14 protein-coding genes and 1 riboswitch are annotated in these 13,748 nt (G+C 40.3%); of the genes, 2 read left to right on the plus strand and 12 right to left on the minus strand.

Annotated features, from left to right (window positions below; translation table 11 throughout):
• Positions 1-2: 2 nt before the first annotated feature.
• The 11 genes from sleB to MHB79_RS10530 form a co-directional block, all read right to left on the minus strand.
• Positions 3-914, minus strand: coding sequence for a spore cortex-lytic enzyme (gene sleB / locus MHB79_RS10480; protein WP_340989700.1), 912 nt, complete (start codon positions 912-914; stop codon positions 3-5).
• A 127-nt stretch (positions 915-1,041) separates the two neighbouring features.
• Entirely contained in the window at positions 1,042-1,704 is a 663-nt protein-coding gene (gene prsW, locus MHB79_RS10485) for a glutamic-type intramembrane protease PrsW (protein ID WP_003215795.1), read from the minus strand.
• Between the two features lie 155 nt (positions 1,705-1,859).
• A complete protein-coding gene (locus MHB79_RS10490) occupies positions 1,860-2,831 on the minus strand; it encodes a YpdA family putative bacillithiol disulfide reductase (RefSeq protein WP_003215846.1) in 972 nt (323 codons plus the stop codon).
• A gap of 123 nt (positions 2,832-2,954) precedes the next feature.
• Complete coding sequence (locus tag MHB79_RS10495; RefSeq protein WP_003215501.1) at positions 2,955-4,229, minus strand: Glu/Leu/Phe/Val family dehydrogenase; 1,275 nt, start codon at positions 4,227-4,229, stop codon at positions 2,955-2,957.
• A gap of 195 nt (positions 4,230-4,424) precedes the next feature.
• The gene (locus MHB79_RS10500; protein WP_003215601.1) at positions 4,425-5,006 is read right to left on the minus strand and encodes a genetic competence negative regulator; all 582 of its coding nucleotides are present in this window, start codon (positions 5,004-5,006) and stop codon (positions 4,425-4,427) included.
• Between the two features lie 165 nt (positions 5,007-5,171).
• Positions 5,172-5,960, minus strand: a complete 789-nt coding sequence (locus MHB79_RS10505; protein ID WP_050943977.1) for a metallophosphoesterase — start codon at positions 5,958-5,960, stop codon at positions 5,172-5,174.
• An 87-nt stretch (positions 5,961-6,047) separates the two neighbouring features.
• The gene (locus MHB79_RS10510; RefSeq protein ID WP_340989702.1) at positions 6,048-6,500 is read right to left on the minus strand and encodes a YpbF family protein; all 453 of its coding nucleotides are present in this window, start codon (positions 6,498-6,500) and stop codon (positions 6,048-6,050) included.
• Positions 6,501-6,564: 64 nt separating this feature from the next.
• Complete coding sequence (locus MHB79_RS10515; RefSeq protein WP_034620417.1) at positions 6,565-7,326, minus strand: LysM peptidoglycan-binding domain-containing protein; 762 nt, start codon at positions 7,324-7,326, stop codon at positions 6,565-6,567.
• Positions 7,271-7,912, minus strand: a complete 642-nt coding sequence (locus MHB79_RS10520) for a CPBP family intramembrane glutamic endopeptidase (protein ID WP_137055032.1) — start codon at positions 7,910-7,912, stop codon at positions 7,271-7,273. Before MHB79_RS10520 ends, MHB79_RS10515 begins: the two co-directional genes overlap by 56 nt.
• Entirely contained in the window at positions 7,909-9,417 is a 1,509-nt protein-coding gene (locus MHB79_RS10525; RefSeq protein WP_339160042.1) for a RecQ family ATP-dependent DNA helicase, read from the minus strand. Before MHB79_RS10525 ends, MHB79_RS10520 begins: the two co-directional genes overlap by 4 nt.
• Positions 9,410-10,462, minus strand: a complete 1,053-nt coding sequence (locus MHB79_RS10530; protein ID WP_321999310.1) for a helix-turn-helix domain-containing protein — start codon at positions 10,460-10,462, stop codon at positions 9,410-9,412. Before MHB79_RS10530 ends, MHB79_RS10525 begins: the two co-directional genes overlap by 8 nt.
• A 267-nt stretch (positions 10,463-10,729) precedes the next feature.
• Between MHB79_RS10530 and MHB79_RS10535 the strand changes: the two genes are divergently transcribed.
• The gene (locus MHB79_RS10535) at positions 10,730-10,978 is read left to right on the plus strand and encodes a ferredoxin (RefSeq protein ID WP_003215700.1); all 249 of its coding nucleotides are present in this window, start codon (positions 10,730-10,732) and stop codon (positions 10,976-10,978) included.
• A gap of 34 nt (positions 10,979-11,012) precedes the next feature.
• Here the strand turns inward: MHB79_RS10535 and MHB79_RS10540 are convergent, their stop codons facing one another.
• Positions 11,013-11,594, minus strand: coding sequence for an ECF transporter S component (locus MHB79_RS10540; RefSeq protein WP_012010414.1), 582 nt, complete (start codon positions 11,592-11,594; stop codon positions 11,013-11,015).
• A gap of 144 nt (positions 11,595-11,738) precedes the next feature.
• Positions 11,739-11,870, minus strand: a riboswitch (FMN riboswitch).
• Between the two features lie 287 nt (positions 11,871-12,157).
• Here MHB79_RS10540 and serA point away from each other — a divergent pair.
• Positions 12,158-13,732, plus strand: a complete 1,575-nt coding sequence (gene serA / locus MHB79_RS10545) for a phosphoglycerate dehydrogenase (RefSeq protein ID WP_012010415.1) — start codon at positions 12,158-12,160, stop codon at positions 13,730-13,732.
• Positions 13,733-13,748 lie beyond the last annotated feature (16 nt).

Here is a 13,748-nt window from a genome sequence, read left to right on the forward strand (position 1 = left end):
TTCTATTCGCAGAAAATATGTTTCCCAATTCGTTTAATTTGTGGTCTTCCCCAAATCCATGGACTTGTTGCTGTATCAGGGTTAAAGTAATAGACGGCGCTCTCAGACGGGTCCCAGCCGTTAATGGCATCAAACACAGCCTTTTTTGCAGTGTCATTTGGTGACATATAAAATTGACCATCCGCCACAGCTGTAAACGCAAGCGGTTCAAAAATAACTCCTGCGATTGTATTTGGAAAAGTCGGGTTGTTCAAACGGTTTAAGATGACGGCAGCGATCGCCACCTGTCCTTCATACGGCTCGCCCCTTGCTTCACTATAAACCGCTTGTGATAAGAGCTGAATATCATTACTAGAAAAACCACCTGGCATGTTGGCTGCCGTTTGTTTCGGTGTTTGATTTGCTTGCTGATTGCCTGACTGTTTCGCAGACTTTCCAGGTGCTCCGCTTTGACTTTTTTGATTCTCTTTCGCACCTTGAGCAGTCTTTTTTTGTGAGCTTCTTTTCGCAGGAGCTTTTGTTTGCTGATCAAGAGGTTTCCCGCCATAATGGGTAAACTCATTCCCCTTTTGCAGCTGCTGCTGAACAAAGTCTTTATAGTATTTTGTCTTTTGAACTAATAGGCTTTTTGTTTGTTTACCTACAAGTCCGTCGACCTTCTTTACACCATATTGGCTTTGAAAGTTGCGAACGGCCCAGTACGTCCCCCAGCCATATACACCATCAATTTTGCCATTGTAAAAGCCATTGTATTGGAGCCGTGCTTGCAGCTCGACTACATCTTCTCCTGTCGCACCTCGCTGGATGACTTGACTGGTGAAGGCTTCACTTTTTTCAGTTGTCATCAGTGATGTTGCGAGTAGAACGATTGAGAAGATAAGGACGATTTTTTTCACGAAACGAGCTTTGTCCATATTTGATCCTCCTGTACTTTTGATGTTTGAATATATATTTCTTCCAATCCCTATTTTTATACATTCATCACAGGAGAGAAATGGATGAAAAGACAAAAAAACGCCCTATCAACTGATAAGACGTTTTCTACATTAAATTTTGCACCATTTTCACTGAACGAGCTTTTTTTGCTTTTCGCAGGCCAAACCACCATAAAAAAATCATGAATGGCAGCATGATATATCCCCAATTTTTCATTCCTAACAATATGAAATCATATAGGCCGTGAAAAAGCACAGGAAGCGTTAGAGAAAGGATCAGCCATTTGCGCTGCTCCTTTTTATCAGAGAAGCGGGCTTTGCCGATATAAAATCCCATCACAACACCGAATAAAGCATGACTTGAGACGGGTAATAAAGCACGGGTGAATGCATATTCAACCCCGTGACCGACCAAATAAAGAATATTTTCAAGTGTTGCGAAACCAAGTGAGACACTCGTTCCATATACAATTCCATCATAGTGTTCGTCAAATTGGGCATGCGCATAGACGCTGACCATTAAAATAAACCATTTTAAAGATTCCTCTAAGAAGCCCGACGTCACAAATGAAATCAAGATAGGGTTCGTTGCGATATGCTCCTCTTGAAGGACATATTGAATAAACATGGTTGGAAACACAAGTATAACACCTAGCATAAAAGATCTGATGACCATGTGTACCGGCTCATTGTCGTACTGATCTTTCAAATAAAAATAACTTAAAAGTGCGATGCCGGGAGCTAAACCTGCTGAGATGATTGCGATCATAACCAGACCTCTTTCCCTACATTATCCTTCATTATCGTACCATGATTTACCCTTTTTTTATATGACTCGAGCCCATTTTTATGAAAATTACTTTCTATATAATCCCATTTTATATCAAAAAGAACCGAATCCCTTGGAAGGATCCAGTTCTTTTTTTATGCGTTCATTCTTTTGTTGATTTCTTCTGCAATTAGCCCCCCATGAAATCTCCCATTTTCAATGAAAATTTCATTGGCATTATTTCCAGCTGCAATCACTCCTGCGATGAAAATACCTTCTACGTTTGTCTCCATCGTCTGTTCATCAAATGCTGGACGGCCTGATTCTTGATCAATTGTCACACCCATTTTTTCTAAGAAAGAATGATCTGGATGATAGCCTGTCATGGCAAAAACATAATCACTTTTCACTCGCTCCGTTTGCTCTTGCTGGTTTGTAAAAATCACTTCTTCTTCTGTAATTTCCTTCACCTGTGCTCCAAACTCCATTCGAATCGTTCCATTTCGCACAAGTGCTTCAAACTCTGGCAAAATCCAAGGTTTGATGCTAGATGAATATTCAGTTCCTCGATAAAGTACAGTGACTCTGCTTCCGCATTTCACAAGTTCTAGCGCAGCATCGACACTTGAGTTTTTCCCGCCGATCACCGTTACATCTTTATCAAAGTATGGGTGTCCTTCTTTAAAATAATGATACACATGTGGAAGGTCTTCCCCTTTGACATTCATATAGTTTGGATGGTCATAGTAGCCAGTAGCAATCACGACATAATCACATGAATAGTCGTCTTTTGATGTGCTCACGGTAAAATGGCCATCTTTTTTCGTCACAGCGGTTACTTTTTCAAAGGCATGCACACGCAGGTTTTTTCGTCTGACTACTTCTCGGTAATAAGAAAGCGCCTGGATACGAACGGGCTTGCGATTTTCAGTAATAAAAGCGACATCACCAATCTCAAGCTTTTCACTTGTACTGAAAAAGGTTTGATGTGTTGGGTAATGATAAATACTGTTAACGACATTCCCCTTTTCAATGACTAGTGCATCAATTCCGATTTGCTGGAATGCGATGGCAGCTGATAATCCGCAAGGGCCGCCTCCTATTATGATCGCTTTTTCTTGTTTCATTTGTTCCACTCCTGTCGTTTCAATGCAATAACAATTGCTAGCTGTTGATGATTTGTTCCCATTCCATAAAAAAATCTCCTATATAAGGATAGGAGATTTTTGGGCGCGATGCAAATAAGCCGCTTAAATCCAGCCTCTGAATCGAGAAGCTTCAGCCATTTTACGTACGCCGACCATATATGCAGCAAGACGCATATCGATGCGGCGGTTTTGCGCCATTTCATAAATATTATTAAATGATTTCACCATCATATCTTCTAAACGAGTTTCGACTTCCTCTTCAGTCCAGTAGAACCCTTGGTTATTCTGCACCCATTCAAAGTAAGAAACCGTTACACCACCCGCACTCGCAAGTACGTCTGGGACAAGCAGTACTCCACGATCTGAAAGAATTTTTGTTCCTTCAAGTGTCGTTGGACCATTCGCTGCTTCTACGACAATTTTAGCTTTAATGTTTGCCGCATTATCTTCAGTGATTTGGTTCTCAATGGCTGCAGGTACTAAGATATCACAATCAAGCTCAAGCAGCTCTTGGTTTGTGATGGTATCGTTAAATAATTTAGTAACGGTTCCAAAGCTGTCACGTCTGTCAAGCAAGTAGTCAATATCAAGACCATCTTCATCGTATAACCCGCCGTAAGCATCTGAAATCCCTACGATTTTCGCTCCGGCATCATACATGAATTTAGCCAAGTAGCTTCCTGCATTTCCGAATCCCTGTACGACAACACGTGCCCCGTTAATGTCAATTCCTTTTTTCTTCGCCGCTTCTTTGATGCAGATCGTCACACCTTTTGCTGTTGCAGTATCACGTCCGTGTGATCCTCCAAGAACAATTGGTTTTCCGGTAATAAATCCTGGCGAGTTAAATTCATCCATTCTAGAATATTCGTCCATCATCCATGCCATAATTTGAGAGTTTGTAAACACATCTGGAGCTGGTACATCTTTTGTTGGACCAACGATTTGACTGATTGCGCGAACATAGCCGCGACTTAGTTTTTCAAGCTCTCTAAATGACATTTCTCTTGGATCACAGATAATACCGCCTTTTCCTCCGCCATAAGGAAGATCCACAATACCACATTTTAAACTCATCCAAATTGAAAGCGCTTTTACTTCTTTTTCAGTAACGTTCGGGTGGAAACGAATACCGCCTTTTGTCGGTCCAACAGCATCATTGTGCTGCGCGCGGTAACCAGTGAAAATTTTCACTGATCCATCATCCATTCGTACTGGAATTTTCACAGTTAATAGACGAATTGGCTCCTTCAGCAATTCATACACTTCTTGCGGATACCCTAATTTGTCTAGCGCTTTATGTATGACGGTTTGAGTTGACTTTAAAACATCTAGCTTATCTTCTGCGTTATGAGCGGCGTTTTGATCGGCTGCCATTAAAATAAACCCCCTAGAAATCTTTCATGATCTACTGCTCCCTTTCAAGCAATAGTATACACCTTCGTACTGGTAAAGCAAAGGTAAAAAACGTTTTTTATTAAAATAAAATATCAGCGTTTATAAATATAAAAAGGATATAAAAAAATACTGTTGTTTCATCACAACAGTATTAAATATAATAGAAAAAAGTGATTAAAAATACATTTGAATCGTTTTCACTGCATCATCTTGCATGATCACTTTTCCGTATTCTTTTAGCCGATGGATCGTTAATGTCGTTGGTGAACCGAACTCCGCTAAAATGGAAATGACGGTATCAGCTGATAGTTCTTCAAAATCATCTAGGCTGAGAAAATATTGACCTTCATAATGGTAAACTGTACCCCCTAAAAGTCCAATACGACTTAAACTATGGGACAGTTGAATCACATCTTCAAACGAGGCAAATTGATAGAGCACATGATGACTCTCGTCGAGCTTGACTTGCATCTCAATGTAATCTTCATCAAACTCATCATCATCAGCATCATCCTGCTGACTCTTTGTGACAATGACGACCATCCCCTGCGCCTGAAGTGAAAATACTTCAACAGCAATCGGTCCACTCGCTTCAAAACCGAGCTCCTGATTCGCTTCGTTCATCATGTCTTTAAACAGCTGATGGACTTTGAACGAATCTTTCCAAAGGTCTTCTTTCGTAAGACCCCGGTCTGTCAGGTCATCTAGTGTGAGAAAAATTTTGATTTTATTATAATTCAGACGCTCCAGTCGCATAACGTTCCCTCCTGCCTCTTCTAAACACACATCATACTGTAGTATATGAGATGATGAGTCATAGGTTCTTAATTTTGTATTCAGTTTACACTGTGTCAAGACGGAAGACAAGCATGAAGCTATGCTTACGGTGACTTTTATGGAAAATATTGAGGGCGCAGCCAGTCATCGCGTTTTTACAGGCATTAAATAGATCAGATGCGTTTCCGGTTCTGCCCCGAGACGCATTGGAATCTTTGTTGTTCCATAGCCATTACTAATGAGAAAAAATGCGCCTTTGACCTGACCTGTTCTTCCTTTTTCATACGGACCAAATTTCCCAATTCGAATCTGACCTCCATGTGTATGACCGCTCAAAACAAGGTCGATCCCCTCATCTTCACTCATTAAATGATGTACATCTGGGTTGTGTGATAAGAGAATATTTACGTCATCTTTCACAAACTCAGGTCGTATCGCTTCATAATCCGCCTTTTCAAGCCGAATATCATCGATGCCTCCAATTTTAATTGACTGGCCTTCGAAATCCCACACAGCTGTTTCATTTTGCAGGGTCGTCACATCGTAAGCATGAAGAATCTCTTTAAGCTTTTGCTGGTGCAGCTCGTGATCATTATTTCCCCAAACAAAATAAACGGGCGCAATTCTTGATAAACGTTTCACATTTTCTTCAATTCTGGCGTAGGGTACACCTTTTTCTGCTAAGTCCCCACCTATCATAATGACATCCGGTTTTTCTTGTGTGACTTCCGCTAATAATGAGTCACTAATCAGCCGCCGGTGTGTATCAGAAATAAAGAAAATTACTGCTGGTCGATCTGATTGAAGTGCTTCTATTGTAAAGTAATGCTTTTTGATGTTGTTTTGTTTTGCCGTTTTCACCATTTTTGCCGTTACACACACACCTGTTGTAACAGCCGCAATGGCGGCAGTAAATCCGATGGCATATTTCATCATAAATGGCTCCCTTGCATATGTGTCGTTCATAAGACGCTTGAATGAAAAAAGACGTTTCAACTATTAAAACGTCTTTTTACACATTTATTTACTTTCATAATAGAGATTAATGTCATATTGCTGCTGCATATAGTGAAAAACCGCTTCACGCTCTTTCCACTGGTCTGATTGCGGCCATAAGTCTGTGCTTTTTTGTATAATCTCACATCTAAGGCGATGATATTCATCCTCAGCCTTTTCTTCTTTTTTCTTATAATAATAAGATGCATAAAAAGCAAACACCTCAGCCATTATCCAAAATAGAAAGACCTCATGACCGAGCAGCGTTGCAATCATCGATTCCGGCTGAAGCGAGCCTCCCTTATTTGCCGTTATCACAAAATAAAACAAAAGAATCGCCAGTGACAAAAGGGCTGTCCATTGCCACCTTCTACACTGCTTGGCAAAGCCCTCATATTTGTGCTTTCTTTTGATCAACGTTTCCATCATTTTCTGTGTCGGCTGATCCATATAGCGGCTGATTGCGTGCAAAGTCATCACATACACCCTGTCCCTTTTTTCTACATATGTATGTGCTTTTTCATTCGTTCATGTCAGGTAATTAGTTTTCCAATGGAATATTGAGTACTTGACCACTGTATACACTGTTCCCATTTAAATGATTGTAGGCTTTTATTTTCTCTTCACCTGATCGGCTTTTGTAATATTTCATCGAGATTCGATACAGGTTTTCCTCTGGGCCAACAGTGTGCTGGACGACACGAACTGGCTTTTCTTCCTGCTTCTTTTTCTCTTCGACTTCTTTTCGTTTTTTCTCTTCTTGCTGTTTTTGGAGGGCTAGCTGCTGCTGCTCACGTTTTTTCGCAGCTGCGGCTTTTTCACGCTCTTCTTTCTCTTTAGCAGCTTTTTCTTTTTTCTTTTGCTCTGCTTTTTCTTTTGATCGCTGCTTTTCTTTTTCTTCATCTTTCTTTTTCTTCTCTTCATCAGACGCATCCGCTTTATCAGCTTTTGCGTCATTTTTTGTTTCGGCTAGTGCTGACGGAACTGGGTCTGTGTCAGCACTTGAGGTTTTATCAATGTAGACACCTTGATTGTTATTATCGTTAATTTCCTTTGAAGTGTAGTAGATCAATAGAAAGAAAACAGTGATGACGATGATAGGAAAGATAATAGCCAATGTCGTAAACAAAGGATTGCGCACTTTTTTCGTACGCTGCTTCTTATATTCATGAAAGTCTTCTCGTGTAGGAAAGTGAGAGTCATCAGAAGGATGTACTTTTTCTTCAAGAATTTCCTCTACATTGTCGTCATGGTTGTTTGTGAGCTGCTCCTTCTTTCTCTGCATTCTCGACATTTCTTCCATGTTCATCCCTCCCCTTATATTTCAAACGAATTTGACAAGCAAAGACTAAGTCAATGACAAAATGTGTCATGACAGGAACAAACAAATTCCCCGTCCACTCGTATAAAAGTCCTAAAAAAATACTAATGGAAACCACGAGGATAAACAAGAGTATTTTTGATAAATAGCGAAAGTGAAGAAGCGCAAACACGATGCTGGCAATCTCAAGTCCAAATTGCTGTTGAACAATTCCGCGAAATAGTATTTCCTCTGAAAAGGCAATGAGAAGTGCTAACCAAACAATATGCGGGATGCTTCGGTTTTTGAACATCTTTTCATTTAAACCACCATCATCATACATATGAGCAGGAAACACCTTCATGACAATTGCATCTATAATAATGACGAGCAATGCACCGCCAATTCCATATGTTAGAATGCGCATATCATGAATCTGCCAAAGGGCTGTAAAATCCGTCCATTGATCGAACATAAATATGCCTAGTAAAAAAGAAACGATAAGCATGAGCAGCTGCGTGAAATACAGCTGTTCTACGACTTGTCGATCGGTTAATTTTTCAATGATTCGGCGATGTTGTTCAATCAATGCTGCGCCTCTTTTGTCAGATGAAACATACGATCCAGCACAGTCTTCCAGTGTTTCATTTCATTCAGCTCCAATGATTGTTCTTTTTTTTCATAATCAGACAGGTTCAGTCCGCAAGAAGAGCAGCAATGCTTAGAGGACGCGCGCTCTGTTTGATCAAGCTGTTCGTGAAAATATGATAACAGAGATTGTCTAAAGCAGTCATGATCCATGATCCGCTCTTTAAATTGCCACACTTTTTTTAGCTTTTCTGTTTGTCTGTCCTGCAATATTTCTTTTAGATTCATCAGAATTGCCGGGCGCTGTTCGGACTCATGCATCATGTAATAGTGCGTCAGCATTCTTGCACGCGTCTCCTGAAGCCCTGTTTCCATCAATCGTTCACGTAATTTTTTTTCATCATTTGTCTGCATTTGAGTCAGTTGTGATAAGTAGAAATCAATTTCTGGTTCGTCAAATCCTTCTGCTTGGATCAAGTGTAGCTGAATATCTGCATCCTCTTCTGTATATAAAAGAATGCTCACACTGTTTTTCCCGTCCCTTCCCGCTCTTCCAATCTCTTGCATAAATGCTTCAATCGATTGCGGAGGGCTCATATGAATGACAAACCGGATATTTGCTTTATCAATTCCCATGCCAAAAGCACTCGTACAGCAAATGAGATCAAGCTGACCGCTAATAAATTGCTGCTGAATGAGCATACGATCTCCTGCGTCCATTCCGCCATGATAAAACTCAACACGCTGATTGGTTTTTTGTTTCATACAGAGAGCAAGCTCTTCTGTCATTTGCCGGGTTGGGCAATAAATAATGCCTGGTCCTTGCAAAAAATCCGCAAGCTCAATGGCCCGTTTCTCTTTTGCTTCTTTCGATTCGTGCACTTCTTTGACTAAGGCAATGTTCGGGCGGTTGACGGAATGAATATGAAAGTCTGGATGCTGCAACCTTAGCGTTTGCACAGTATCTTTTAGCGTTTGTTTCGTTGCTGTGGCTGTAAGAGCTAAAGCCACAGGATGACCTAACGCTTCTCTCCATTCTCCGAGCTTCGAATATTCAGGACGGAAATCATGCCCCCATTCTGATATACAATGCGCTTCATCGACGACAAACAGACCAATACGCATCGATTTGAGCTGTTCAAGCAGCACTTCTGACATTAATGCCTCAGGTGCGACGAATAGAAATTTATATGATGGCAAATGCCGAATGATATGTCGCCTCTCCTGAAAAGACAATGTGCTATTAAGCGCCGCCACTCGTTTTTCTCCGCGCATTTTCATTCGTTCGACTTGGTCCTCCATAAGCGATAAAAGCGGCGAAATAATCAGAACCAGCCCGTCTGTCATATAACCGGGAATTTGATAGCAAAGTGACTTTCCTCCACCAGTAGGCAGCATGGCAACCGTATCTTTTTGATGCAGTACACTTCGAATAATGTCCTCTTGACCTGCTTTAAATGTATCGTGGCCAAAGTATCGCATGAGCGTCTGATGAAGCTTATCCATTTGCTTTCACCATCCTTGTCAGTGCCAATCGTATTTGAAAATAAGTAAATGGATGCTCGAGTTTTTCTTTAATCAGCTTCATTTTATTTGTTTGCAGTTCTCTGGCTACAGCAAGGATCTCCCGCTGCTCTTTTATACTCACATAGGGATCTATTGAAAAGCTTGGCTCATGTATCGACAGCTCCACGATATGATCTTCAATCGTTGCCTTTTTTAATGAACGAATGTGAGCAATTTGTTCAATATCAAATCCTTTTTGGACAAGCTCAAGTGTTTTGTGAGTAGAAGTTGTTAACACGCGTTTAAATTCAAGGTCACCTACGAGCTTCTGCAAAGTCGGCGCCTCACCTTTTTGGGCAGCTTGAATAAAGTAATGGAGTACATTCCAAAAAAGCAAGTACACATACCACACATCTTCTTTCATCCACTCCGCCATTTGCTGATACGTACGCCCGATTCGTTCATGTGAGGTCAATGAGTAAACAAAAATCAGTGCCTCTTGATCACTTAGGTTCATTAGGAGTTTTTCTAGTTCATGATGCAGCTCTTCTGAAAGCTTGCTTTTCTGCTGATGCTGTTTCAAAAAAGATTTCGTCCAGCTTTGAACTGAGACATCTCTTTGTATTGGAACATATTGATGTGATCCAGCCATATGGTGAGAAAGCACTTGTACAAGTAAAGAGAGCCTCATCCATAGCATCTTTGCTTTATCGTGGTATTTGGCACCATGAAAATAAGCAGGCATCGGTTTTTCAGAGAAATGCTGGTGTAGCATTTGCTGCCCTGCTTCAGTGATACTCAGTGTCTCATCGTTTTTTCTAATATAGTGCTTCTCTTCAAGCTTTAAAGCAGAACGATTCAGCTGATCCCTCGTAAACCCCGGGTAACAGCCGAAGTACCTGGAAAGCTCAAACAAGCTGGCATCCTGTATGGTTTGAGATGATTTTTTTCCTTTAAAAAGATGGTAGACAGCACTAATGGAGCGTTCGCCGTTCAATTTATATACGCTGTCCATTAACATGACATCCAAATAATGAAGAGTCATTCATCAAAGCACCTGTCTTCCTGACAAAATTCGAATATTTTCTCCCTTTATTTTAACAGATTTCATACAAGAAGAAATGTTTAAACTCAATTTATGGGGGAAAGTTATGAACAAACCCTTATGTGATAAGCATTCTCAATCACTTTACAGTTGAAATGTGAATTTAAAATCATTACAATAAGGTTTGAGGAAATTGTTTTTTATCGGTGAAACTAAAAAGGTTAAACCATGTGTTCCATCGAACTATTTGGGAGGTATTTTTTTAACATGGCAAAATATACAATTGTAGACAAAGACACATGTATTGCTTGCGGCGCATGCGGTGCAGCTGCTCCAGACATTTATGATTATGATGATGAAGGCATTGCATTTGTTACGCTTGACGACAACCAAGGGACTGTAGAAGTTCCAGAAGTACTTGAAGAAGATATGCTTGATGCATTTGAAGGATGTCCAACTGACTCAATCAAAGTTGCGGACGAATCTTTCGAGGGTGACCCACTTAAGCATGAATAGTATAAAAGCCCCTTATGCAGGGGCTTTTTTTATATTAACTATTTTGAAGTCGGCGTTTATTTTCAAACCATGGACGCATTTTCACAAAAATGAAGCTAAATACGATGGTAATGATGATTCCTTTAATAAAGTTAAAAGGTAAAATCCCTGCTGTAATGGTCGTCTTGAGCGCATGATCTGATAGTTCAGGTGCGTTTAAAAACCATGTGTAAGCTGGTAGGAATAAGAAGTAATTTAAAATGCTCATCATCACAGTCATAAGTAATGTACCCATGATCATTGACCAAGCCATTCCTTTTGCTGATTTAATTTTTTTGAACATAAAGGCGACTGGTAAGATGAATAGTGTGCCTGCAATGAAGTTCGCGACTTGCCCAACTGGAACGCCGGACATACTGCCTTGAATGAGATAATGCAGAACATTTTTTAATGCCTCAACGGCAATTCCTGCACCTGGCCCATAAATTAAAATCGCAATAATCGCTGGGATATCGCTGAAATCAATTTTCAAATACGCTGGAAGCCCTGGGAAAGGGAAATCCAATAAAATTAACACGAACGAAATACTGCTAAGCATACTGGTGACGACTAAACGTTTTACTTTACTTTGATTCAATATTCTCTCTCCTTTTCGATCAAATCTTTCGAAAAGAGGATTGTTCAATTTCAGCCACAAAAAAACCGCTCATGAAAACAGGAGCGGGGAATTTAGGCTAGACAAATAAACGTGTGAAAAACCAAGTTTTCAACGTTTACGAACCTCCATCTTCTCCCATCCAGACTATACTGTCGGCTTCGGAATCACACCGAATCCTGCCAAAAAAGGCTCGCGGGCTTAGAGACTATGCTCATCACCGCCGGTAGGGAATTGCACCCTGCCCCGAAGATTGATCATTATTCAATTCGACATCATTATATATGATATATGAGCATTTGTACAGATAAAAATCCTGAGCAATTTCATCAGTTTTAAGAAATCGCAAAAAACTTAAAAATTATAATGACAAATACGAAAAAATTGGTTATCTTTTGTTTAAAGGTGTCCATTCTTTATAAAGACACTAAGAAATGTTCGTGTTTTCTTTTTCGCTTTACTGCTTTAATTTGATTGACACAGCGAAAAGGAATATGGTAAATTATCAGATATTTATGACGTTTATTTTAGGAGGAAATCTTACGATGTTTCGAGTATTAGTCTCAGATAAGATGAGCAATGATGGTCTTTTACCACTTTTAGAATCAGATTTTGTTGAAATTGTCCAAAAAAATGTAACAGAAGCAGAAGATGAATTACACACATTTGATGCCTTACTTGTCAGAAGTGCGACGAAAGTGACCAAAGAGCTTTATGAAAAAATGACTTCATTAAAAATTGTCGGCCGTGCCGGTGTGGGAGTAGACAATATTGATATTGATGAAGCAACCAAGCATGGCGTCATTGTGATCAATGCACCAAACGGTAATACGATCTCCACAGCTGAGCATACATTTGCGATGATCTCTTCACTCATGCGTCATATTCCACAAGCCAACATTTCTGTGAAATCAAAAGAATGGAACAGAGGTGCCTATGTTGGTGCAGAGCTTTATGGAAAATCTCTTGGGATTGTTGGACTTGGCAGAATCGGAAGCGAAATTGCCCAGCGTGCAAGAGCATTTGGCATGACAGTCAACGTATTTGACCCGTTTCTGACAAAGGAACGCGCAGAAAAAATCGGTGTCAATGCCAAGTCACTTGATGAAGTACTCGAAGTATCAGATATCATCACTGTACATACCCCGTTAACAAAAGAAACAAGAGGACTTCTCAATAAAGAAACAATTGCAAAAACGAAAAAAGGCGTTCGCCTAGTGAACTGTGCACGCGGTGGTATTATTGACGAGCGTGACCTTCTTGAAGCGCTTGAAAGCGGCCATGTTGCAGGAGCTGCACTCGATGTATTTGAGGTAGAACCTCCTACTGATAATCCGCTTGTAGACCATCCGCTCGTCATTGCGACTCCGCATCTTGGCGCATCGACGAAGGAAGCACAATTAAATGTAGCGGCGCAAGTATCTGAAGAAGTACTTCAATTTGCAAAAGGACTCCCTGTTATGTCATCTATTAACCTACCAGCGATGACAAAAGACGAGTTCAAAAAAATTCAGCCTTATCATCAGTTTGCAGGAAAGCTCGGACGTCTTGTCTCTCAATCAATGAGAGAACCTGTAAAAGAAGTAGGCATCTCTTACGAAGGCTCTATTTCAAAACTCGAAACATCCTTTATTACAAAAAGTCTTCTGTCAGGCTTTTTAAAAGAGCGTGTTGATTCGACTGTAAATGAAGTCAATGCTGGAATGGTGGCAAAAGAACGCGGCATTAGCTTTAGTGAAAAGATTTCTTCCAGTGAATCTGGTTACGAAAACAGCATTTCTATTGAAGTCAAAGGCGACCTTTCAACCTTTACTCTAAAAGCAACCTATATCCCGCATTTAGGAGAACGCGTTGTTTCCATTAATGGATTTAATATTGATTTTTATCCAGATGGACACCTTGTCTACATCCAGCATACTGATGCACCTGGTGTAATTGGAAAGGTTGGACAAATTTTAGGCGACCACGATGTCAACATTGCGACAATGCAGGTAGGACGTAAAGAAAAAGGCGGCGAAGCCATCATGATGCTTTCTTTCGACAAGCATCTTGAGGACGAAATTGTCAAAGAATTAACCGAAGTGCACGATATACTTTCTGTCCGTCTGATCGACCTATAAAAAATCATGATAAACC

The sequence above is a fragment of the Bacillus sp. FSL M7-0558 genome (genome assembly GCF_038003245.1).
GTDB classification, from domain to species: Bacteria; Bacillota; Bacilli; order Bacillales; family Bacillaceae; genus Bacillus; species Bacillus pumilus.